The organism is Mesorhizobium wenxiniae (assembly GCF_002284535.1).
Lineage (GTDB): Bacteria > Pseudomonadota > Alphaproteobacteria > Rhizobiales > Rhizobiaceae > Mesorhizobium > Mesorhizobium wenxiniae.
Map to the genome: position 1 here is coordinate 19,306 of NZ_NPKH01000041.1, position 20,949 is coordinate 40,254.

Annotated in this window: 23 protein-coding genes and 1 pseudogene; 13 read left to right on the forward strand and 11 right to left on the reverse strand. The window is 58.7% G+C overall.

All coding sequences use genetic code 11. The features are described from left to right. Positions 1-22 precede the first annotated feature (22 nt). Together CIT31_RS32575 and CIT31_RS32580 are read left to right on the forward strand one after the other, a co-directional pair. Complete coding sequence (locus CIT31_RS32575; RefSeq protein ID WP_095521915.1) at positions 23-295, forward strand: helix-turn-helix domain-containing protein; 273 nt, start codon at positions 23-25, stop codon at positions 293-295. A 173-nt stretch (positions 296-468) separates the two neighbouring features. After that, positions 469-1,218: a hypothetical protein gene (locus CIT31_RS32580; RefSeq protein WP_095521916.1), complete on the forward strand. Its 750-nt coding sequence runs from the start codon at positions 469-471 to the stop codon at positions 1,216-1,218. 36 nt (positions 1,219-1,254) lie between these two features. On the opposite strand, the gene CIT31_RS32585 is transcribed toward CIT31_RS32580, so the two are convergent. Genes CIT31_RS32585 through CIT31_RS32600 form a run of 4 tightly spaced genes read right to left on the reverse strand, consistent with a single transcriptional unit; the run spans position 1,255 to position 3,910 of the window. Beyond that, entirely contained in the window at positions 1,255-1,587 is a 333-nt protein-coding gene (locus tag CIT31_RS32585) for a hypothetical protein (RefSeq protein WP_095521917.1), read from the reverse strand. Further along, positions 1,584-1,940 carry a hypothetical protein gene (locus CIT31_RS32590; RefSeq protein WP_095521918.1) on the reverse strand — a complete coding sequence of 119 codons (357 nt, stop codon included), beginning with the start codon at positions 1,938-1,940 and terminating at the stop codon, positions 1,584-1,586. Before CIT31_RS32590 ends, CIT31_RS32585 begins: the two co-directional genes overlap by 4 nt. 9 nt (positions 1,941-1,949) lie before the next feature. Continuing rightward, positions 1,950-3,275, reverse strand: a complete 1,326-nt coding sequence (locus CIT31_RS32595) for a PBSX family phage terminase large subunit (protein WP_095521919.1) — start codon at positions 3,273-3,275, stop codon at positions 1,950-1,952. Between the two features lie 14 nt (positions 3,276-3,289). Then, the gene (locus CIT31_RS32600; protein ID WP_095521920.1) at positions 3,290-3,910 is read right to left on the reverse strand and encodes a hypothetical protein; all 621 of its coding nucleotides are present in this window, start codon (positions 3,908-3,910) and stop codon (positions 3,290-3,292) included. A gap of 219 nt (positions 3,911-4,129) precedes the next feature. Between CIT31_RS32600 and CIT31_RS34020 the strand changes: the two genes are divergently transcribed. The 4 genes from CIT31_RS34020 (at position 4,130) to CIT31_RS32615 (ending at position 5,730) form a co-directional block, all read left to right on the forward strand. Then, the gene (locus CIT31_RS34020) at positions 4,130-4,354 is read left to right on the forward strand and encodes a hypothetical protein (RefSeq protein WP_133116247.1); all 225 of its coding nucleotides are present in this window, start codon (positions 4,130-4,132) and stop codon (positions 4,352-4,354) included. A gap of 99 nt (positions 4,355-4,453) precedes the next feature. Continuing rightward, the gene (locus CIT31_RS32605; RefSeq protein ID WP_095521921.1) at positions 4,454-5,077 is read left to right on the forward strand and encodes an HK97 family phage prohead protease; all 624 of its coding nucleotides are present in this window, start codon (positions 4,454-4,456) and stop codon (positions 5,075-5,077) included. A 15-nt stretch (positions 5,078-5,092) separates the two neighbouring features. Next, complete coding sequence (locus CIT31_RS32610; RefSeq protein WP_095521922.1) at positions 5,093-5,509, forward strand: hypothetical protein; 417 nt, start codon at positions 5,093-5,095, stop codon at positions 5,507-5,509. Further along, the gene (locus CIT31_RS32615; protein WP_095521923.1) at positions 5,506-5,730 is read left to right on the forward strand and encodes a hypothetical protein; all 225 of its coding nucleotides are present in this window, start codon (positions 5,506-5,508) and stop codon (positions 5,728-5,730) included. Before CIT31_RS32610 ends, CIT31_RS32615 begins: the two co-directional genes overlap by 4 nt. Positions 5,731-5,831: 101 nt before the next feature. Here CIT31_RS32615 and CIT31_RS34555 read toward each other — a convergent pair whose 3' ends face one another. From CIT31_RS34555 to CIT31_RS32635, 4 genes are all read right to left on the reverse strand, one after another. Continuing rightward, the gene (locus tag CIT31_RS34555) at positions 5,832-5,996 is read right to left on the reverse strand and encodes a hypothetical protein (protein ID WP_165778624.1); all 165 of its coding nucleotides are present in this window, start codon (positions 5,994-5,996) and stop codon (positions 5,832-5,834) included. Between the two features lie 67 nt (positions 5,997-6,063). Continuing rightward, positions 6,064-6,447, reverse strand: coding sequence for a hypothetical protein (locus CIT31_RS32625; RefSeq protein ID WP_095521924.1), 384 nt, complete (start codon positions 6,445-6,447; stop codon positions 6,064-6,066). Positions 6,448-6,500: 53 nt separating this feature from the next. After that, entirely contained in the window at positions 6,501-7,418 is a 918-nt protein-coding gene (locus CIT31_RS32630) for a hypothetical protein (protein WP_133116248.1), read from the reverse strand. 62 nt (positions 7,419-7,480) lie between these two features. Beyond that, a complete protein-coding gene (locus tag CIT31_RS32635) occupies positions 7,481-8,341 on the reverse strand; it encodes an ATP-dependent DNA ligase (RefSeq protein ID WP_095521926.1) in 861 nt (286 codons plus the stop codon). A 252-nt stretch (positions 8,342-8,593) separates the two neighbouring features. Here CIT31_RS32635 and CIT31_RS32640 point away from each other — a divergent pair, with 252 nt between their 5' ends. After that, positions 8,594-9,127, forward strand: a complete 534-nt coding sequence (locus tag CIT31_RS32640) for a hypothetical protein (RefSeq protein ID WP_095521927.1) — start codon at positions 8,594-8,596, stop codon at positions 9,125-9,127. Here CIT31_RS32640 and CIT31_RS32645 read toward each other — a convergent pair. Both CIT31_RS32645 and CIT31_RS32650 read right to left on the reverse strand, forming a co-directional pair. Then, positions 9,108-10,124 carry a hypothetical protein gene (locus tag CIT31_RS32645; protein WP_095521928.1) on the reverse strand — a complete coding sequence of 339 codons (1,017 nt, stop codon included), beginning with the start codon at positions 10,122-10,124 and terminating at the stop codon, positions 9,108-9,110. The two genes, CIT31_RS32640 and CIT31_RS32645, sit on opposite strands and share 20 nt — an antisense overlap. After that, positions 10,121-10,693: a hypothetical protein gene (locus CIT31_RS32650; protein ID WP_133116249.1), complete on the reverse strand. Its 573-nt coding sequence runs from the start codon at positions 10,691-10,693 to the stop codon at positions 10,121-10,123. Before CIT31_RS32650 ends, CIT31_RS32645 begins: the two co-directional genes overlap by 4 nt. A gap of 960 nt (positions 10,694-11,653) precedes the next feature. Between CIT31_RS32650 and CIT31_RS32655 the strand changes: the two genes are divergently transcribed. Together CIT31_RS32655 and CIT31_RS32660 are read left to right on the forward strand one after the other, a co-directional pair. Then, positions 11,654-13,594 (forward strand): hypothetical protein, encoded by a 1,941-nt coding sequence (locus CIT31_RS32655; RefSeq protein ID WP_133116250.1) that lies wholly within the window; start codon positions 11,654-11,656, stop codon positions 13,592-13,594. 569 nt (positions 13,595-14,163) lie between these two features. After that, positions 14,164-15,129, forward strand: coding sequence for a PIN domain-containing protein (locus tag CIT31_RS32660; RefSeq protein WP_095521931.1), 966 nt, complete (start codon positions 14,164-14,166; stop codon positions 15,127-15,129). A 111-nt stretch (positions 15,130-15,240) separates the two neighbouring features. On the opposite strand, the gene CIT31_RS32665 is transcribed toward CIT31_RS32660, so the two are convergent. After that, positions 15,241-16,428 (reverse strand): tyrosine-type recombinase/integrase, encoded by a 1,188-nt coding sequence (locus CIT31_RS32665; RefSeq protein WP_095521932.1) that lies wholly within the window; start codon positions 16,426-16,428, stop codon positions 15,241-15,243. 216 nt (positions 16,429-16,644) lie between these two features. On the opposite strand from CIT31_RS32665, the gene CIT31_RS32670 reads away from it, so the two are divergent. From CIT31_RS32670 to CIT31_RS32685, 4 genes and pseudogenes are all read left to right on the forward strand, one after another. Further along, positions 16,645-17,316, forward strand: coding sequence for a hypothetical protein (locus tag CIT31_RS32670; protein ID WP_245316546.1), 672 nt, complete (start codon positions 16,645-16,647; stop codon positions 17,314-17,316). 103 nt (positions 17,317-17,419) lie between these two features. Beyond that, positions 17,420-18,146: pseudogene (locus CIT31_RS32675) on the forward strand (dienelactone hydrolase family protein). Between the two features lie 89 nt (positions 18,147-18,235). Continuing rightward, on the forward strand, positions 18,236-18,796 hold the full coding sequence (locus tag CIT31_RS32680; protein ID WP_095522016.1) for an RNA polymerase sigma factor: 561 nt from the start codon (positions 18,236-18,238) through the stop codon (positions 18,794-18,796). A gap of 2 nt (positions 18,797-18,798) precedes the next feature. Next, entirely contained in the window at positions 18,799-20,910 is a 2,112-nt protein-coding gene (locus CIT31_RS32685) for a vWA domain-containing protein (RefSeq protein WP_095521934.1), read from the forward strand. The last annotated feature ends 39 nt before the right edge of the window (positions 20,911-20,949 follow it).

Sequence of the window (20,949 nt, forward strand, 5' to 3'; positions counted from 1 at the left end):
CTAGGTGCCGCATAATCGCGTCATGGAACCGAAGAAACCGAAAAGCCAACTTCCAGAACCAAGGCAGCTCAACATCACCCAGCTAGCCGCATACCTTGGCTATTCCCGCGAGCACGTCAGTCGGAACCTAGGGGCTTGGGGCTTCGAGCGGACGCCGAAGAGTAGCGCCGCCCGACCGAAGTTCCTTGTCGAGGACGCCGACCACTACCTTAAGCACGGAACGGCGAGGCCGCCCATCTTCACGGCACCGAGCGACCACATGCTCAAGCATGGCGAGCCCGAAGGCGGCTGGTAATCACGAATTATATCCAAACGCAATAATAAGGCCGTTTTGCGTGTGGTCGAGTGTGACTTTGTGTGATCTCGTGTGATCGGCTGTGAGCAGGCGTGATCGCCAATCGTGCAATGACTTCAATGGCTTACCTGGCTTATTCAATCCCTGCGCATCACGCGCATGGAGAGTAAGTCATGAGGATAAGACGCAACCGAAACTACCGCGCTGCCAAGAAGGCGAAGCTTCTGTCTGATAAGTGGCGCGAGAAGCTCAGCCCGAAGGTGGCCGAGATCCACCTCCTGCTTGGTCGGGAGTCAAAGGGCAGGGTGGAGATCGGCGAGATCCTGATCGACATCAAAGCGGGGCTGCACGATGGTCAGTGGCTTGAGTGGCTTAAGGAAGAGCTTCGCGTTCTATCTATTCCGACAGTCGAAAACTACATGCGCATAGCCCATTTTTGCGCAGGCAGAGGAATCGTAGATTTTACGAATCTACCACTGTCTTCGCTTATCGATCTATCGCGCAAGCAGAACACGCACGAGCAGATAGAGGCGGCTCTGGCAGAAGCTGAGAAAGGTCCGGTCCCGCACAAACGAATGAAGGAGCTACTTAAGCGACCGAAGCCGAAACCGGAGCCGGAACCTGAGCGTAAGCCGGAACCCGAGCCTGAGCCGAAACCTTCCGGCAAGCCGGTGATGACCAAGGATGACATAGGGGTTCTTCGCGACCTGCTGCGACAACATCTAATGGACAATCCTGACTTGTACGAGAAGGTCATGACCGCAGTAAAGGAACGAGGCGTGCGCCTGCAGCTCGTCGGCAAATCGGGTCCCTTGAACATCCTTGAGATCGATGAACTGCTTGCGCCTTTCGATCCAGCAAGCCCCCCGGTGCCTGATTGGGTGAAAGCTCAGGGGCAGTCGGTGCCTGCGTACGCCGCTTAGCTGACTTATCGCGAGGGGTGGCGGTGCTGCCCCTTGCTAAGCTCGAAGCCGGCCTAGAATCTCGTTGCCCTTCGAGCGCCAATCCCATTTCTTTTCGCCGGTCATTTCGGCATGGACTGCCTTTGCCTCGTCCCCGTGGAGGACAGTTAGGGCCACCATCAGCGCATCTTCGTTGCGGTCGCGACCATCCCGACGCCTGAGGCCAGCCGCAACCCGTTCGGCTTCCTCGCGCTCGCCACGTTCCCACTTCGCAACGACCACCCTAGCCAGGTTGCCGAAGACCCGCTTGTCACGTTGGGCAAGCCACGGGTGCCACGACGATTCGGGTTCGAGGCCCAGTATCCAATTCCGGAAAAGTTCAAACATCATTCCAATCCCAGATAGCGGCGCATGATTAGGTCGGGCCTGACAGGCTCGCCGGTCATCTTGGCTGTGTGTTCTTCGATTGCGGCCAATTCCGCTTTCAGACCTTCAGCGGAAGCAAGCGAGACGTCACCCAAATCCGTGTCCACTTCGACGGCCGAACCATCAACAACCACTCGCTCGATCACGGGCGGCTCTGGCGCTGGAACGAAGCGAAGTTCTTCGGAATTGCCGTCAACGAACTGGCCGGTGCTGCAAACCACAATCGTCACCTCTTGCCCGTCGAACTCGTCCCCTGATAAGCGCTCGGGACAGCCCACTTCTAGGCCATCGGTGTCGACTAGTTTGACTATGGCCATTTATCTACCTCACCATCCCGGTAAGCGCAGGACGCCGATCCCATCGTCCTGCGCGACAAGCTCGCGGCCCATGACCGCATACCGAATGCTGTCCCAACAGTGATCGTGGCCTTTGCGCGGGATCGACAGCCGGTTCCCCTGTCGGTCGACACGCCACTTGTAGTGCTTCGTCTCTTCGATGGTTTCGGTGCAGTCGGGATGGATGAACTTGTTCGGGAAACCGTTGATATGCCGGATGCCGTCGACCACGCCCTTGCCGTCAACGTTCTTGCGGGTCGTATCGATCAGCCAGCCCATAGCTTTCAGATCGTCGGTCGTGCGCTTTTCTGAATTGTCGGAGATGATCGTCAGCGACTTGTCGCCTCCGGTGACGTGCATCAGCAGATCATTGATGCCTTCGACGTCCTCGCCGTACCCAACGGCTTCCTTCTCGATGAAGATCAAGCCGAACTTCTCGTTGACCCACGACTTGGTGGCAACAGTCGGGTCATCGACGTAGCCAAGGTCGAGGCCAACGCAGCAAGTCGCGCCCTCCAGATAGCGCTCTGGCACGGCGGCGACCTTGAAAGCCGTATAGATGCGCTCGCCCTTGTAGATGTCATATCCGCCGCTGTAGACGTGCCGCCACATGGCTTCGTCTTCTTCCTTGAGACGCCAATATTCGTCGGCAGCTGGCGATGCGAAAAAGAGGGGATTGTCGTCCTGGGTCGTCTCAAGCAGCAGTGTGCGCTGCGGCGGGTTCCCGGCTCTGTAAAGCTTCTCAACCGGGTCTTCGGGATCGAGCGGGTTCCACGAGCAAATCAGTTCCGCGCCACGTTCCCGGATGACGCGGACGACGTTCATCAGATCTTTGTGGGCGACGTTCCGGGCCTCATCCAGCCAGAAAATATCGACGCCATCCAGCCCGCGCGTACCTTCGTCGCTGTCGTGCTCAAGGCCTTGGAAGAACGCGAACGAGCCGTTGACCCTGTTCCTGATCTCGTTCTGTACCACCTCGAAGCGGTTCCACAGACCGAGCATTCGGATGGCTTTTACCAGCGCCTGTCTGCTGGTGTGCTTGATCGAAACATGACGCTTTCGCAGGCCGGCGACGACGGTGTAAGCCGCGTCCATTCGCAGGATGATGTAGAGCGCAATCGAGGTCGTCTTTGCCGTGACGCGGCCACCCCAAACGGCCTTATGCGTGAAGCCCGGACGAAAGAGCTGGAGATAGTTTTCCGACAGGACTAGGCGACCGTCCCAGCTTCCACCGCCGCCTGTCGTCTCGCGCAACACCCGTAGCGCCCGGTTCGTCGCCGTCTCGCTCGTGAGGGTATTCCAACCGGCGATGCTCATAGCCCCGTGCCCACTTAGACCACTTTCCCAGACGGCGGCTTACCAATCGGGTTGCCGACCTTATCGGCCGACCGTTTGGCCCCTGCCTGTTCGAGGCGAAGGCCGTTCACCTTTGCGCCCAGCAGGCCGAGCAGCGTCTTGACGAAATGCTCATCGCATTCGCCCTTGGCGTAGGCCTGCAGAACCGTGTCGATTGCTTCGGTCGGCGCGAGTTCGGTCAGCTCCTTGGCTGCGGTGATCGAGTTAGGCACGGCGGCAGGCCCGACAGCGCGCTTGATGATCTCGTTGGCGACATCGAGGCGATCCGCGACCTTTCCGGTGTGGAGAGTTTCCTCGAACACCTCGAACGCCATTCGCAGGGAAGCGGCGGCACGAGCGCGGACATATTTCTTGGCCGATGCAACCGACATGGCGCTGTTCTTCGCGCCGGCATCATTCAGGAAATATTCGTGGCGCTTTTTGAGGAAATCGGCTCGGGCCTGATCCTCGGCCTCGCGCTGAGCCTTGCGCGCGCGGTACTCTTCATCGACCGACAGGTTGCGGATGATGATCTGCCACTTGAATTCCGCCTGCTCGTCGGTGAGTTCGGCGATAGGTTTGATGCCGCGAACGTCAAGGTTTAGTGTAAAAGGCATGGGATATACCCCGTGACCACGTTGATACCGTAACAAATACATGAGGCGCGCAAATAAAACAAGGGATATATACAGTATTCGTGCAGAATGATATTGACACATGATTGTGTCACCTGCGATTGTACGGTGTCCCACCTTGATCGAGGGGCATCCCGTGCCCTTGTGGCGAAGGCCTGATCCGCCGAGGGGTGCCCCTTTGGTGGAGACGAAAGGGACGCAATGAACGCCACACCCGCCATTCCCCTAGACGAGCGATTGAACCCGCCAGACAGCGAGCGCCTGAATCCGCCTGACGTCGGGCGACCGAGCGCTGAAATGCTCCTGACCCTGCCGAAGTTCATCGTCGGCGAGCTCATGTTCGGCGCGCCGGTTCCGATCACCTACTACGTCGAAGAAGACGGCGAACTGAAACTGAACGCCGCGAGCATCAAGGTCGAGCCATGAGCGCCTTCGTAAATCCATTTCTCAAGGCCGAACTTCAAGGCCTCTTGATGCGGTCCCTGACCAATCGCCTCATTGCCCTTACACCACGGCAATGCCGAGTTGGCCTCCAAGTGCGAGCAGATTGAAGCAGGTTTTAGGAACCAACTTGTCGAACTCGACGCGCTTGGCACCCAGCGCAAGTTCACGCGCGGCATGCATGTTGAACTTGCGCAGGACGGCAACGGCATAATCTCCGGCTGGGCCAGTACGCCGGACCGTGACGCCTACGGCCACGAGGTCGTCAACGGGGCCTTTGCCGCAGCCATCACACGCCGCGGGCTGACCGGGCCGAAAGCCATCAAGCTCCTGCTCGATCACGACTGGACCCGGCCAGCCGGTCTGATCACGACGCTCGAATACCGCAGCAAGGGGCTGTGGATTGAGGCGCAGCTTGACCTTGATGTCGGCTACGTCGCCGACAGGTACTCGATCATCCGCAAGCTTAACGGCTTCAATTTCTCCGTCGGCTTCATGCTCGAGGACTACGAGATAAAGACCGACCGGAACAAGCAGGAGTACCTGCAAGTCAACCGCGGCGATCTGTTCGAGGTCAGCGCGGTCTGCTTCCCGGCGAACGAAGAAGCCACGCTCGACCACGTCAAAGGCGTGCCCTTTGACGACGCAGTTTCAAAGCTGCGCGCCCAATTCGCCGAAATGAAACGTACCATCCAACGCCCCCTGTAACAAAGGAACCAAACAATGATCGATGCCAAGAAGACCCTCGAACTCATGGTCAAGGCGGAATGGACCGCCCCACTGTTCAAAGAATCCATCAACTCGGCCATCCACATGGAGAACTCGCTGCGCCCCAAGAATGCGCACGCCCTTTTGACGAGCGAGCAGGCCGATGACTTCTTCAAGACGGGCCGGCTCGATGGCGACTTCGCCGACTGGTTCGAGAAGTGGGCCGGGCGGCGGCAAGGCGGCAATGGCGTGTCCACCACCACGTTCCCGAAACCCGAGCCCATGACAAAGCTCAACATGGTCAGCGCGCCATTGTTGCTGCCCGCCGAAACCGAACTGGCGCAGGACGGCCCAGAGATCAGGCTCAACGATATCACCAACCAGAAGGCGCGGGCCAAGATGCTAGCCGACGCCCGCGACACGGTCAGATGATCAAGCTGCATTTCACGCCGCCGCAGCGCAACCCGGAACGGCCCGCTGACGGCCACCTGATCTCGTCGCCCCTCGACATGAAGACCATGGCGCTCGATGCCACCGCTGGGGCCGATCCCAAATATGCGGCCGGTATCGATCACACGGCGACGGACTGGATGAAGAACGGCTTGCCGGACGAAACCCCCCTGTCCACGCCGACCAAGGACGAAGGTGGGTGAGGCGTGACCTGTCAGGCTTCTACGGGCCCGAGCCGATCCACGAAGGCGAGGCATTGGCGAAGGCGATCATTGAGACGGTCGAGCGTCTTAGCCGTTGATGCTTACCATGAGCGCCAAAGTGCGATGATCGAAAGTGCCAGGGCTACCACTGAGATGCCGATGCCGATGTTGGCGCGCCACTCGTCAGAACGTCTTTGGCGCTTAGCTTCCACACGGTCCCTATGAGCCCTCACCTTCTTCATTGGATCGAAATTCTGATCGCTCATCCAACCCTCCGAACGCGAAATATGGGCTTTGTGCAAGCAAGTGGCGGCGAGTAGCATCCCTGCCTCTTCATCCGTTTGTCTTCTGCCACGCCTTCCAATCCTCGCGCAGATCGGAGTCGTCGGCTATCGCCTCGACCTGATTACGGGCGGCCCGCACGTCTCGCAAGGCTCCGTCAATCTGCTTGGCGACGGCCTGTATTAGCTGCGTCGGATGATCGAGATTTGCATTGCGCAGTTGATAAATCGCCTCGTCAATTTCCAACCGAGGTTCAGATGTCGCGACACGCTCATGCCGTTTGAGATCAGGTGGCATCGGCGTCCGTTCAGGCAACGGGTGCTTGTCGGTAAACACCTTGATCGTTGCGGTCAGCTTGGCCACTTCCGACTTCAACAGCCGCATCTCTCGCACGACTTTGGCGAGGTCATCTTTAATGCTTTCGACGGCGGACATTGGCGATTCTCTCATTCGCCATGTTGTAACACGGGGACACCACTCGCGTGCGATCAGTTGCTCATCATCTTATTCCAGCCACTGGCTAGGCGCGCTTTGTCGTACGCGGCAGCGTCAGAGGTGATTTTCTCGTCCTCTTGCGCAACCTGCTGGAGACCGGCGACCAGCTCGTTATAGTTTTTGAGGGCATTCTGGTCAGCAAATATAATTTGGCCCCTATCATTTATAGATATCTCTCCCATGTCCAAGAGAAGCTTTGTCGCTGACGCGGCAATCTCAAACATGCGCTGATAATTCGCAGCCCTACGCTCCACGAAATTTCGCTCTTCAGCCCGCACTTTGGAAAATCCCATAATGAATGGATCTCGTGACCCTTCAGGCAAGCGGCTCGCTAAAACGACGATTTTTTGCTGCTCGTCGGCCAGCAACACGTCAACCGCAGGCATAACAAGCCGGACTTGTGCCAGCTTGGCGTTGGCCGCTTGATACGAAGCCAATAGTACACTGCGGTCCTTTACTTTCGCAGGCTCTAAAAACCCATCAAGGGCGTGGTCATCAAATTGAGTGAAAAGTTGTCCAATGTTATTGTTCGTCTGGATAGCTACATCTCGGCCGTCGCGGGCTACAGACCCTATCACGGTCTGAGATGTGCTTAACGTCTTCTCAAAGTTCTCCGCGCCACCCGCCTCAAGGTCGCGTTGGAAGTGCCTTGCATCGATATAACCAAATATCCTTGCTTGGTTGGTTAAAACTAGAACAGCAGCCGTCACCAGAAAGAGGACATCGCGGCGGAAATCAATGCGAACGGATTTTGCGAGGAAATAGTAGACTAGGCTGAGCATTAGAAAGATGCCGATTGCCTGGCCGAACACATAGGCCAACCCGCCAGCGGTAGACCCGGTCGTGAAATAGCTTACTGCTGCTATTGTTATGACAAGAACAGCAAGCCCCATCAAATCAGAACGTTTCATCGCGCTCCCCCAAACAGCATATCAGTCGTTGTTGGAGGCGCTCCTGTCAATTCATGGAATCCTTATTCCTCGCGAATGCCCCTAAGCGTCGCATGGCGTAGCTTGGCCTCGCGTTTGAGGGTTTTGACCCTGCCGACAAGGCCCGGTTTGATCCACTCGCCCTCGACCTTGTCGGCGCCCTTTGGTGGTGTACCTTTGCCGGCTTGAACGCGCTGGTACAGGCGTTCGCGCATGGCCTTGGTCAGGGCGATGTTTGCCGAACCGACATAGCGGCGTTCCGCATCGCGCGTGACCATCAACGCCAAGGGCGCCGAACCGGGTTTACGCTGTACCCCTGCAACCTCGTAGTCGTGTTCTTCGTAGCATTTGATCTTAAGCCACGCTTCGGTCTTGCCGCTGCGATAGGCGCTACCCGGACGCTTCGACACCATGCCCTCTAGGCCCAAGCGATCAACCGCCGCGTAGAAGTCTGCGCCACCGCCGACGACATGGTGGCTGTACTGGATCATGCCATCGCCCGCGCCAATCAGTTCGAGCAAATGTTCTCGACGTTCCAACAGCGGTAGGCGTCGCAGATCGACCCCGTTCAGATGCAGCAGGTCGAAGGCGACGAAGATGATCCGACCGGGCGACCATCGCATTGCGCTTCGCAGGGAGCGGAAATCCGACACGCCGGCTTCATTGAGGACAATTGCCTCGCCGTCGATGATCGCCGACTCTGCGAGATCGTTTGCGGCCCCTACGATCTGTTTGTACGTCGATGACCAGTTTATGCCCGTGCTGGTGAACGCCCGCGCTGTGCCGCGCTCGATGGCGACCTGCGTCCGGTAGCCGTCATATTTGACTTCGTGAATCCAGTTCGGCCCCGTGGGAGGCACCTCGACCAATGTCGGCGACATCGGTTTGATGAACCGCAAACTCATTCACGCACCCGCAACACGGCGACTCAATTAGCTTGCGCTGAAATGGTTCCGAAATGACAAAGGGTCGGCGTGACGCGTTTCGCGCGTCGGGGTATGTCGTTGCACGTTGAGGGTGACTGAACGACCTCACGGGTTCCCTCTGGTGAGTACGCGCCCTATCACACGTCGAGGAGACCCCTGACGCGGCTGTCCTTCTTTTAGTGCCTGACTCCGCCCAGCGTTGTCGCTATCGTTGTCCTTGGGGGTGCCGACATGCCTAAGCCTAATACACCATCCGAGTTCTATGAAGCGATCGGCCTCGCAGTTACGCAATGGAGCCGGGTTGAAGATGCCTTCTGTGATCTGTTTTGCCGTCTCGTTCTCTGCGCGATCTCGGGCGGCGGCATAGGGAAACCCACGGGCGAAGGGTACTTTATCCTTGGCAACGTATTCTACTCTTCGACCAACTTTCGCGGACGCATGGATCTTCTAGACCACATGGTTGGGCGTCTCGTTTTGAATGACGCGGCCCTCCTCGCAGAATGGAACGCAATCAAGAACAAGGGTGGTATACTGTACAGCCGACGGAACGTCCTCGCCCATGGCACCGTATGGGCGGGCGAAAAATCAGGTCCCCAAACTATCCGGTATTCGATCTTCGATTCAAAAGCCCGGCAAGAGATGGACTATCAGCGGGTTTGCGCTGCAACCCCGTCATTCTCTCGCTACGCTGAACGGATTACCGAATTTGCGATGGCTGTGAACCGCCACTTAGCGGATCGGCGTGTCATGGGTGACGGGGTTTGACCAAGGTCGCATCGAATGCCCTCAATGCCTTGTCAGCTTCCTCAAGCGCTCGCGCCTTTTCGGCATTCACCTCGGCGCGAGTGAGCTTAGGTATGACCATCCCCGTGTCCACAGCGTAACCGGCCCGCATTTTCTGAACCGCGCCGACAGCTTTGCCGAACGCCTTCGCCACATACCGTTCAGCGTGCTGGTTCTTGTACTCCGCCTTCTTGGGATCGCCCCCGCCCTTGAACTCGATCGCTGCGAGGCCGGTCATGCGGTGCAGTGCCATGAAGATATCAACGTCATACGTGATGACGGCGACGGCCTGCGCAAACGCCATGTCCGCCGCGTGACGACTACCACAGCGACGGTACAGCGCCTGCCCTGCCTCGGGTGTGAAGATGTCGCGCTCGGCCTCGTACCTGCTCGCCGCGTACTTGCGGGCGACGCGAGCCTTGATTTCTTCAAGGCCGCTTAGGTCTGACTGGAAGGTGTACACTGTGGACACGGGCGTCGCATTGGCCACCCATTCGTCGGGCCATTCAAGATCGGCGATCGGTCGCGGGTCAGGAGCATTCCCCGTCATTCGGAAGTATCCGACCGTCGCGAAAATCTCGATGCAACCGAGCAGGCCCTGCACCTTCGTGAACGGCTTGTCCCGCACCTTGAAGATGAAGTGGAAGCCCTTGCCGGACGGCGAGTATTGCCAATAGGTGGTGCGCTTGCAGCGCTCAACGATGTCGGTCACGCGGGCGTAGTTTGGGTGATCGGGCGTGAGCTTATAGAGATCGACGTCGATCCCGATGAAAGGGTGATCCGCCGAGAACACGAAGCCGGCTCCACTATGGACGGTCGGCCAGCCCTTCACGCGGCTCATCGCTTCATCGACGGACAGGTGATTGTCAGGATCGTTGCCGTCCACCTCGTAGCCCTTGAAGTGTCGCGGGATGCCGTCGCGGTGAGTGATCCATGTGCGGATCGCGTACAGCGGCGCGAGGTGCGGCTGGTAGATCATGCGACTGTCAGCGTCCGGCTGCTGCGAACCTGCTTGCGCCAAGCGGTGTATTGATCGCGCAGATCGGTCCGGTAGTACATCAGTTTTGTGAGAACCCAGAGCGCGTCGGCGCGAGATATCCCGGCGTCGATAGCATCTAGAAGGTTGACGCATTCGCCGTTTCGCCAGAGCCGGCCAAGGATACGGTCAACGGCCTGAAAGCGATTGCATGGACGGCCCTGCAGAACAGCCGAGCGCGTCATGCAGCACTCAGCCGCAAACGGTGCTGAGCGTAGTTCGAGAAGCGTCGGGTCAGCAGCGACGGGATGACGTTCTGGTACGTCGGCCCACAAGATGCCTAAATCGTTCCACCGGTTCGGCGTGGAACGGTTCACGGCGCGCTGTATGTCGCGGACCTGATCCGTCGTTCGCTTTTCCTGCTCGGCACGGGAGAGGATCGCCGCGAGTTCGGGCGGGGCCGATGCCGGCAAACCCGGCTCGCCGATCCAGCCGAAATACCTTGTGGGTAGGCTGCTGCCGTATTTCGGCGGCACGGCAAACCATGAAATCGGCAAGCCGGTGAACGGCACGTTCGGCATGTCGCGGAGCATGCGATGACAGACGACAGCCCGCGGAAATGTCTTCGATCCTTGTGGAGCTGTTGCCCTAATGAGAGGAACAAGCCGCGTCCGTGCGAATAGTTTGTTTGGGTTATTGTATAGATGCAGGATTAACGCCTGCGCGAAACTATACTTCTGTCGAAACGTGGTCATTCGCGGGGGCACCTGATGATTAATGCAGTTATCGTATGTCATTACGATTGCAAATGTCAATGTGTTCGCGTATCGTTGCGCGTATAAATTCGACAAACCGAGGTGATAAACAATGACCTGTGTAAGCAAAGAGGTAATACAGTGGATGAAAGCTTCTAGAAACCCTGACGAATTACAGGATCGAGTTCGAACTGTTGCCGGACGATTGCCGTCCGAATGCAAGGTTGAGCTTTGCGAAGCCACCGGCATCCCGATGGCAACGTTAGTCGCGTTCTATACGGGACGGACACGTAGGGCAGGATTGGGCATCCTTAGCGCATGGGTAGGGTGGATGGCTCCTGGGTATCGCGTCGCTATGGTGGAGGGCAGCGACGAGCCAGCAACCTGCGATCCGCGCCCGCCGACCGACACGAAGATGCCGACCGTTCAAATCACTATGGTTGACGGCCATGAGTGCCGGCAGCATAGTCCGCCCATCGCCCTTGTCGGCGATTCCACAATCCTGCGATCTTCGAACCCCTTGGGTGGTCACTCGCGCTGATACCGAACAGCAGCGAGGAACGCCCTGTGATGTCCGACGCAGCCATTAAGCCGTGCCCTAATTGCGGGAACAGGCATCCCGATCCAGCCTTGTTCGAACCAGACCCGAGAATTCCCGGCTTCTGTCGGCCGTTGAAAGCTCCGGCTCCTCCGCCAGCGCCCGAACCCGTGCTCACGCCGCCCGCTGACAGACCGTTAGGACCGGCGACGCCCGATCCCGATGACTGGGACCAGTATGTGACGGGTTTGCCGGCGTGGACGCCACCGCCTGCACCGGAGACCAAGAAGGTTCAGCCGCAGCCGATTGCCGCAATCGAGCAGGCGGCGCGCGAGGCTGCAGAACAGCACGACCCGCTGAAAACCGATGACGCGGTCCACGGTGATGTGGTCAACGGTTTTTCCGTCGAACCGCCTAAGAAGGCGTCAGGCGATGCGCGCTTCGCGATCAAGTACAACCCGAACCGGCACCAGTCGATTGCCGAGCGCATAGAAAAACTGCTTGCCCTAAGTCCCGAAGTGAAAGGTTTTCTCCGTGCCGGAAAGCCAATGCAGATCGGGCGTGTCGCCGACATTCACGACCACGCCAGCTATGAACGAACCGGCACAATCGAACTCAGCGAGCCCATGCTATATCGCGAGATCGAGGTCGGCTTTGTCTTCTTCGTGCTGAAGGAAATCACTGAGGGCAGGGGGGCTGCAAAGCATGTGGTCGGATATGAATGGCAGCAGATGCCGCGTCCACCAAAATCAGTCGCCGAGACGATCATCCAAGAGCGTGTAGGCAAGTGGAATTTCCGGCCGCTGGCTGGGGTTCTTTCTGCTCCATCGGTGAAGCGCGGAACGGATGGCCGCCCGATAAGCGTGACCGCGCCGGGGTATGATCCCGATACCGGTGTCTACTCGGAATTTAGTGCTGCCGAGTTCGTGACAATCGGGGCGATACCCGACGGTGTTGACTTTGCAGCGGCACAAAGCGCGCTGCATGATTTGCGGGAACTGATCGCCCCGACACCGTACTATGATCCCGACGACCCGGAACGGATCGGCGACACGTTCTCGCATTCCGTAGGCATATCGAAGATCATGACGACCACGCTTCGCTCCGGCTTTGGCAACGCCCCGATGCACGCCACCTCGGGCGCAAGCGGCGCAGGAAAGTCCATCGCCGACGGTACAGCGATCATGGTGGCGAACGGTGAGCCGATGTCGCCCATGGACTGGGCGACCCGCGCCGACAAGCAGGAGCTAATCATAGACAGCGCCCTCATAAGTTCGCGCAATATCTGGTCGTTCAACAACGTGAAGCAGGGCGTGAAGATCGGCAATGAGCCAGATCTCAACACAGTGATCACCGAACCGAGCAAGGAGGTTCGGGTATTCTACGCCCAAGGGTTCAAGGGCTGCGCCACAGGACTGGTGACTATTCTTATGAATGGCGTCGGGCTCCAGATCGTCGGCGAGGTCGCCCGGCGGACGCTATTCGCCCACATTCGCCAGCGCCATTCTGGCTCTTGGTATGATCCCCGGGCATTGGCAAAACGGGATCGCCCGAGGTTTGTTCGCGCCTGCCACGTCATCACCCGTGCCTACGCAAATGCCCGGGCTATCAGGAAGGCGTATGAAGCCGGTGAGGCATGGGCGACAGCCGAGCGGCTTGAGCGCTTCGGCGCAGCAGATGCAGCGTGGACACGGGTTGCGATGCTGCGCGGGTATGAAGGTTTTGGCGGTTGGGTGATAATGGTTCGAGAACCTATCGTCTGGCTCGGAATGCCGGACCCGTGCGAGACAACTTTCCGCCTTCGAACAGGAAACTCCGAGGTAACGACCGTCGGCGGCGCTCTGATCATGATCCATGACGTTTTCGGTGATGACGGTTTCACAACCGGGCAGCTGATCGAGCGGATGCAGCTTATGACCAATGGCGGCACAATGGCTGGCGACTCTTTTCCGCCGAAAAGCGTGGCCGCACACCCGGCTCTGATCGACGCGATTCTGGCATGGGTACCTCATGAAAATCGCCGATCGCTGCATCACTATAAGCAGAGTCTTGGTATGCGCCTCGGTGTCCTGGGGGCTGATCGTTCTGAGATGCGCGAGCTTGAAGTCATCAGAATCGGCGAGACGCGCGATAAGAGCGCAATCTTTCGCGTTCAACGGAGGACGGCAGGAATAGGATGAATGGGGGGACTGGGGGGACGCGGGGACCTGTTTTCCCTCACGCGACATTGACGTGAACAGGCAGACCCCCTTTTCTACTATTTCACATTTGCATTCAAAAAGTCCCCGCAGTCCCCGCAAATGAAGGCGACCCGTTGGCAACCATGACTTTGCGGTGCGGGGACCATGCCTAGGACATTCCCCACAAAGTCCCCGCAGTCCCCGCAAGATTTCGATGCCTAAAAAAGTCGGTGGGCGGTGGCATCAATGCGCCTACCAGACCAGCGTCAAATGTTCCGCCTTTCGCAGCCGCCAGTGGCGCATGACATGCCCGTGTCCACTTAGACCAATGAACCGAGCCGCCGCGCCATCAACTGGGCACTAAACTGGGAACCGCGCCGGACGCCTAAGCGCAAATCGTTTCGCCACAACGCCTTGCGCCGTGGACGCAATCATTGATGACGAATTGCGGAGGGCTCGACAGCACACTGTTTATTATATGCGAAAACAGTTGGGGGATAACCGGGGTAGGACTTTCACCATGGCAGAAAGTAGCCGAGACTGTCTTCGGAAACAGTCGGTGGCGCTAGATGACCGAGATTAACCTTTTTATCGATACAAACGTCCTTCTCAGTTTTTATCACCTGACGGATGAGGATATAAAAGAGCTTCATAAGCTGGTTGATGCTTTGAAGGACGGTACGGTCATTCTTTGGACCACCAGTCAGCTGCGGGATGAATTCGCACGGAACCGTGAGATTAAAATCAAGGATGCTCTGAAAGACTTTTACCAGCCGAATTGGCGCGGTAAACCCCCGGCGTTCGTGCGCGAGTATGACGAATTTAAGCAACTCAAATCGGCGCTGAAAGAGGCAGGAAATCTTCACAATGATCTCCTGGAGAAGGTCGAGAACGACGCTAAAAACAGGGATTTGCCTGCAGACAAACTGATAAAAGAGCTCTTTGAAATAGCAAAGAACTATGATGCCGGGCAAGAAATTTATGCGCTTGCGATAGAACGTATGCGCCGGGGGAATCCTCCGGGCAAAAGCTCCGTCACTATCGGGGACCAAATTAATTGGGAATGCCTTCTCAAGGCTGTGCCTGACAAGGGGGATTTACATCTTGTATCAGCCGATGGCGATTTTGCTTCGCCCCTTTACCCCGACGGACCACACTATTTTCTATCTTACGAGTGGGAGACGAAGAAAAATGGAAAGCTATTTTCTTATCCAAAACTATCAACATTCTTTGGTGTTCATTTAAAAAACATTCAATTGGTTAAAGAACAGGAGCGCAAGACTGAGATACAAAGGCTAGGCTTAAGTGGAAGTTTTTATTCAACGCACATGGCCATAGCCAAACTTTCCCAATTCGAGTTGTTTACGCCTGAAGAATTCGAGGATTTGATTAATATTGCCTGCAATAATGGCCAGGTGGGTATGATAATGGCGGATAACGATGTCAAATCGTTCTACGGAAAGTTGCTCGAAAAGCTAGGAGATTCGATCCCCAAACTTAGCCGAGAGGCTCTTGAGGCAATGCTGAATCCATAGACAGGCGCCGCCGGCAATTGAACGAAGCATTGTGCGTTTGTCGGGAAGGGTAATCGTTGCACGTTGCGACGAGGAAACCGCGTCACGCCGACCCTGTGATCGAGTGTGCCCCTAGTGGGCAGCGACCGTCTGGCAGTCTATTGCTGTCAGGTAGTCGGCCCATGCCTTCATAAGCGCCCCTCGACGCTCAAGGGCTGTGCTCCGACGGTAAGCTAGCTCGGTGGCGTTGCCGACACGGTGAGCCAGGCACATCTCGGCCACGTCGCGCGGAAACTCGGTGCAGTCGCCGGCCCAGTCGCGGAACGAGGATCGGGCCGTCGCGTGGACTGTGAAGGGCTTCGCCAACAGCCGGTTGATGTTGGAGCCTTCGTAGGGCTGTGTCGGAATGAAATCGGACGGGAATATCAGGTCGGTCGAGTTCGAACGCTTGGCAAGCTGCGCCTTGAGAATGTCGAGGGCAGGGCGGGTCAACGGGACGACGTGAGCAAGCCCTCCCTTCATGCGGGAAGCCGGAATGGTCAGCGTGCAGGCTTTGAAGTCTACCTCGTTCCACGTGGCTTCGGCGATCTCGTTCTTGCGGCATGCCGTCAGCAGAATCATTTGAAGGACGCGGGCCGATGTCATGCCCTTGGCCGTCAAAGACTGGTAGAAAGCCGGAACATCGGCGAAGGGCATAGCGGCCCAATTTCCCCCACGCTTCGGCGCAGCCAGCAGGTGTCGGAGGACGCCACGCCAATCGGCAGGGTTGGCCTTGTCGGCGTCGCGGTGCCCATGAGCCATCGCCCAACTAAGGACGCGCTCGATCATTCCCCGCCAGAACTTGGCCGTCGTCGGCTTGGTCTGCCAGACAGGTTTCAGCGCGGCCAGCACGTCCTGAACGCCGACTGTGCCCACGTCGATCCCCGACAGGGTCTTCGCGTAAGGCTCGGCCAGGATTTGCTCCCAGCGAGTCTTGAGGCGATCATTCTTCCAGCCCTTGGCCAGTTCGGTAAGACATTCCTTGGCGACCTCACCGAACGTCGTCCCGGCTTCCCCTCGATATGAAAGTGGGTCGGCTCCCTTAGCTACCAAGGCCTTGATCGTGTCGCGAATCTCCCTAGCCCGAGCTAAGGTGACGTCAGCCGACGAGCCGATCCCGATATCCCGTTCCCGGCCCTGCACCTTTATACGGACGACCCATGATCTCGATCCCGGCCCGCCCACGTTCAGATACAGATTCCCGCCATCGGCGACTAAGCCTCGTTTCAACGTCGCGGAGGCTACCTGCTTGGCTGTCAGAAGGTTTTGTGGTCGTGCCATTCCCCAGTTCCTTTCCCAGTTCAAAACGTCACACGTTCAAGCACGCGATATCACGCAATCTCACCCTTGAATAGGCAACGCCTTGCGCTATAAGGGTTTCAGGACGAAGCGACCTCACGTCAAATCACGCATGATCACGCGCAACACACATCATAAGGAAGTCTGGCGGAGCGCCTTCTCCGACCCGGACAGGAAGGGATGATCCTTGAGCGCAGCATGATCGAAACCATCGCGGCAGCGCTTTCCGCTCACGGCCTCACCTTGCGCGGCGGTTTCAATTTTGCAGGCGGCGAGGAAACGCCTTCCGGCCTCTCTGGCGGTGCCGCCAGATCCGTGCTGCTGGTGGGGCAGGCGGGCGCCGCGCCATGGCCGCATTTCCTGCGCTGGAAAGAAAGCCAATCACAGGCCGTCGCCAATCCGCTCGATACATGGTCTCGCGAAGTGATCGGCGGGGTGGCGAACGACTTCGGCGCGCGTGCCGTGTCTCCGTCCGACAGACCGTATCTGCCGTTCCAGCAATGGGCGATGCGGGCGGAGGGGTTGCGGCCGTCGCCGCTCGGCATCCTCATGCATCCGCAATACGGACTCTGGCACGCCTATCGCGGCGCGCTGCTGTTCGAGGTCGAAATAGCGCTTCACGAACCCCGCGGCGTGATTCACCTTTGCGACACATGTGTCGACAAACCTTGCCTGAAATCCTGTCCGGTCGACGCTTATTCTGCGGATGGTTTCGCGCACGAAACCTGTCTGGCGCATGTGCGTGGGCAAAACGGCGCGCCTTGCCGAACCGGCGGCTGCCTCGACCGCAACGCCTGTCCCTACGGGGCGGCTTACTGTTATCCACCACAGGTTCAGGCCTTCCACATGGCCGCGTTCGCGGGTCTGTAGCGTCGCCGAATGCCGCACGAAATTTTGCATGAGGTTGCCTCATTGCGACTTGCCTGTTGGCCTGCGTGGATATGTATCGCACGACAATCGGAAGGAGTGGGTGATGGCGAAGCGGGACATTCAGATCAAAACCAGCGACGGCTTGGCAAAAGCCGGTTTATTCCGCTCGGCAGCCCCGGCCAAGGCCGCTCCTCTATATGGACGCTTTTGGCCCGCGGCCGGCGCTCGACCAGATGGCGGAACGGCTTGCAGGCAACAATTACGCGGTATTGGTCCCGGACCTTTTCTACCGCAACGCGCCCTACGGCCCTTTCGAGGCCAAGACCGCATTCAGTGACGAGAAGCGCAAGGCTGCCATCACAGGTCTCCTCAGCGGCACGACACAGGACATGACCATCCGCGACAGCGGCGCTTTCCTCGATGCGCTCGATGCCGAAGGCGTGACCGGACCGGTCGGCGCCGTCGGCTATTGCATGGGCGGAGCGCGGGCGCTGAACGCCGCTGCGGCCTATCCCGACCGCATCATTGCCGCGGCCAGTTTCCATGGCGGCAATCTGGCGAGCGATGCCGCCGACAGCCCGCACCGGAAGGCTGCGTCGATCAAGGCGCGGGTCTATGTCGGCACTGCGGGCGTGGACAGAAATTTCCCGCCGGAGCAGTCGGCACGGCTGGCCGAAGCGCTGCGCACGGCTGAAGTCGACCATGTCATCGAGAACTATGCCGGTATGGCGCATGACTGGTGCGTGCCGGACCACAGCGCCTTCGATGCAACCGGCGCCGAGCGCCACTGGAAGCGGCTGACGACGCTGTTCACGGAGACGCTAGGGTAGGGCGCAGATGGTCGTCATGTGACCGCCTGCCAAAAATTTCTTCCATCATCCCAAGGAATCGCCATTAGCCTTCGTCCAACAGGCAAATGATGGCGCTGATGCTGGATGAAAGCGAAGCCTCCGACGCCGAGTTGATCGGGCGGGCGAAGGGCGGAGACAGGGGGGCTTTCGGCACATTGCTCGAAAGGCACTATGATTTCGTCTATCGCGCCGCCTATCGCTGGTGCGGGAAAAAGGCCGATGCCGAGGATATCGCCCAGGAAGTTTGCGTCCGGCTTGGCCGGGCGATCCGCGATTATCGTGGCAACGGCGCCTTCACCACCTGGCTCTACACCATGACGCTGAATGCAGCGCGCGACATGATGCGCAAGACCGTCCGCGAGACGACCAAGACCGAAGCCTACGGCGCTTACGAGCGGATCTCGGGAGAAGCTCCGGTCGAGCCCGAAGATCCGGCCGAGGCGCTTTGGGCGGCGGTGCGGATGCTCCCGGACAAGCAGCGCGACGCGGTGCTGCTCGTCTATGGCGAAGGGCTGAGCCACGCAGCCGCCGCCGAAGCGATGGGCATCTCGGAGACGACGGTTTCCTGGCACATCCATGAAGCGAAGAAACGGTTGAAGACGCTCATGCTTTCAGCCGGGGAAGTGTAATCATGGTCGACGACAACGAACTCAACAGGCTGCGCGACATCGCAACGCCGGCACCGGGCACCGACGCCAAGACGCGTGCCTTCGAGGCCGCCATGCGGGCCTACGACCTGGACGAAAAAACTTCACCTGCAGCCCAAGGATCGGCGAACGGGCTTCGTCTCACAGAGCGAGCACAAAAGCTCGGGAGCGAAATCATGCAAAAGAAACTCTTTGCTACCCCGGCCATTGCCGGGCTCGTCGCCCTGCCGATCGCCGGATACGCCACCATCTATCTGCTGCAGGAGCAGCCGTTCTATTCCGGTGGGGACGAGAAGATCACGGAAACGCTGGCCGACAAACCGGTGGCCAATGCGCCGCCAACAGTGAGACCGCTCACCGTAGCCGAGGCCGACAACCGGAAGAAAGCCGACGCCGAAAGCCGCGACGCAGCCGAGGCGCTTGTCGCGCCGGCATCGCCGCCGAAGCCCGAATCGAACGCGATGGGTGGCCTGGTGCAGCAGGATATGCTGGCTCGCAATGCGCCCGAGCCCTCGCCTCGCGAGGCGCTGGCTGGCGGTTCAAGTACCGCGGCTCCTGCAGCCGATGGCGCCGCGCGGGTTGGCCGTGTGCCCGGTACTGTGGCCCAATCCAAGTTGATGGCTCAGCCTTCGACCGGACCGGCTGATCAGGTGCCGCTGCCGGAGCAAAACCGCGACCGCATCGAGGATTTCAAGACCAATCCGGTGCGTGCCGCGCTCGAAGACCCGGTCTCGACCTTCTCGATCGATGTCGACACGGCCTCCTATTCCTTCGTGCGGCGTTCGCTGAAGGAAGGTTTCCTGCCGCAGGCCGACACGGTCCGCGTCGAGGAGATGATCAACTACTTCCCCTATGATTGGAAAGGTCCTGAGACCGCCTCGACGCCGTTCAACTCGACCGTTAGCGTCATGCCAACGCCATGGAATGGGCACACCAGGCTGATGCATGTCGCCATCAAAGGTTTCGACGCGAAGCCGGCCGAGCAGCCCAAGGCCAATCTGGTCTTCCTGATCGACGTGTCGGGCTCGATGAACGAGCAGGATAAGTTGCCGCTCTTGCAGTCCGCCTTCCGGCTTCTGGTCAACAAATTGAAGCCCGACGACACGGTTTCGATCGTCACCTATGCGGGCGATGCCGGCACTGTCCTGGAGCCGACGAAGGTTTCGGAGAAGGACAAGATTCTCAATGCCATCGACACGTTGGCGCCCGGCGGCAGCACGGCCGGCGAGGCGGGTATCAAGGAAGCCTACAGGCTGGCGCAGAAATCCTTTGTCGACGACGGGATCAATCGCGTGATGCTCGCCACGGACGGCGACTTCAATGTCGGCCAGACCGACGACGACGATCTGAAGCGATTGATCGAAAAGGAGCGTAAGACCGGCGTGTTCCTGTCGGTGTTCGGTTTCGGTCGCGGCAATCTGAACGATCAGATGATGCAGACCATCGCCCAGAACGGCAACGGCACCGCCGCCTATATCGACACTTTGGCCGAGGCGGAGAAGGTGCTGGTCGAGGATGCGTCCTCGACGCTGTTCACCATCGCCAAGGACGTGAAGATCCAGGTCGAGTTCAACCCGCAAAAAGTCTCGGAATACCGGCTGATCGGCTACGAGACCCGCGCCTTGAATCGCGAGGATTTCAACAACGACCGCGTCGATGCCGGCGAGATCGGCTCCGGCCATTCGGTCACTGCGATCTACGAGATCACGCCGAAAGGCAACGGCGGCGAGCAAATCGATCCGCTGCGCTACGGCCAGGCTGCAGTGAACAATGGCGGCGTCGCCAATGCCGACGAATATGCCTTCGTGAAAATCCGCTACAAACTGCCGAACGAGGATGCCTCGAAGCTGATCACTACGCCGGTGACATCAGCCAACGAAGTGGCTGATTTCGACCTGGCCAGCACCGACCAGCGCTTCTCCATTGCCGTAGCGGCCTTCGGCCAGAAGCTGCGCGACGAGGATGCGACCGCGAAATTCGGCTATGACAAGATCATGGAGATTGCCACTGCCGCTCGGGGAGCCGACCCGTTTGGGTACCGGTCCGAGTTCCTCTCGCTAATGCGCCTTGCCTCGGCGCTCGGCGGTAACCGGTAATGGTGATGACGGCCGGTTTCCTCAGATGGAATCGTCCTG

What these genes read in the sequence shown, in the direction of transcription:
- CIT31_RS32575 (WP_095521915.1), top strand. Translation starts at nt 23, where the DNA reads ATGGAACCGAAGAAACCGAAAAGCCAACTTCCAGAACCAAGGCAGCTC.
- CIT31_RS32580 (WP_095521916.1), top strand. Translation starts at nt 469, where the DNA reads ATGAGGATAAGACGCAACCGAAACTACCGCGCTGCCAAGAAGGCGAAG.
- CIT31_RS32585 (WP_095521917.1), bottom strand. Translation starts at nt 1,587, where the DNA reads ATGATGTTTGAACTTTTCCGGAATTGGATACTGGGCCTCGAACCCGAA.
- CIT31_RS32590 (WP_095521918.1), bottom strand. Translation starts at nt 1,940, where the DNA reads ATGGCCATAGTCAAACTAGTCGACACCGATGGCCTAGAAGTGGGCTGT.
- CIT31_RS32595 (WP_095521919.1), bottom strand. Translation starts at nt 3,275, where the DNA reads ATGAGCATCGCCGGTTGGAATACCCTCACGAGCGAGACGGCGACGAAC.
- CIT31_RS32600 (WP_095521920.1), bottom strand. Translation starts at nt 3,910, where the DNA reads ATGCCTTTTACACTAAACCTTGACGTTCGCGGCATCAAACCTATCGCC.
- CIT31_RS34020 (WP_133116247.1), top strand. Translation starts at nt 4,130, where the DNA reads ATGAACGCCACACCCGCCATTCCCCTAGACGAGCGATTGAACCCGCCA.
- CIT31_RS32610 (WP_095521922.1), top strand. Translation starts at nt 5,093, where the DNA reads ATGATCGATGCCAAGAAGACCCTCGAACTCATGGTCAAGGCGGAATGG.
- CIT31_RS32615 (WP_095521923.1), top strand. Translation starts at nt 5,506, where the DNA reads ATGATCAAGCTGCATTTCACGCCGCCGCAGCGCAACCCGGAACGGCCC.
- CIT31_RS34555 (WP_165778624.1), bottom strand. Translation starts at nt 5,996, where the DNA reads ATGAGCGATCAGAATTTCGATCCAATGAAGAAGGTGAGGGCTCATAGG.
- CIT31_RS32625 (WP_095521924.1), bottom strand. Translation starts at nt 6,447, where the DNA reads ATGTCCGCCGTCGAAAGCATTAAAGATGACCTCGCCAAAGTCGTGCGA.
- CIT31_RS32630 (WP_133116248.1), bottom strand. Translation starts at nt 7,418, where the DNA reads ATGAAACGTTCTGATTTGATGGGGCTTGCTGTTCTTGTCATAACAATA.
- CIT31_RS32635 (WP_095521926.1), bottom strand. Translation starts at nt 8,341, where the DNA reads ATGAGTTTGCGGTTCATCAAACCGATGTCGCCGACATTGGTCGAGGTG.
- CIT31_RS32640 (WP_095521927.1), top strand. Translation starts at nt 8,594, where the DNA reads ATGCCTAAGCCTAATACACCATCCGAGTTCTATGAAGCGATCGGCCTC.
- CIT31_RS32645 (WP_095521928.1), bottom strand. Translation starts at nt 10,124, where the DNA reads ATGATCTACCAGCCGCACCTCGCGCCGCTGTACGCGATCCGCACATGG.
- CIT31_RS32660 (WP_095521931.1), top strand. Translation starts at nt 14,164, where the DNA reads ATGACCGAGATTAACCTTTTTATCGATACAAACGTCCTTCTCAGTTTT.
- CIT31_RS32665 (WP_095521932.1), bottom strand. Translation starts at nt 16,428, where the DNA reads ATGGCACGACCACAAAACCTTCTGACAGCCAAGCAGGTAGCCTCCGCG.
- CIT31_RS32670 (WP_245316546.1), top strand. Translation starts at nt 16,645, where the DNA reads ATGATCGAAACCATCGCGGCAGCGCTTTCCGCTCACGGCCTCACCTTG.
- CIT31_RS32680 (WP_095522016.1), top strand. Translation starts at nt 18,236, where the DNA reads ATGGCGCTGATGCTGGATGAAAGCGAAGCCTCCGACGCCGAGTTGATC.
- CIT31_RS32685 (WP_095521934.1), top strand. Translation starts at nt 18,799, where the DNA reads ATGGTCGACGACAACGAACTCAACAGGCTGCGCGACATCGCAACGCCG.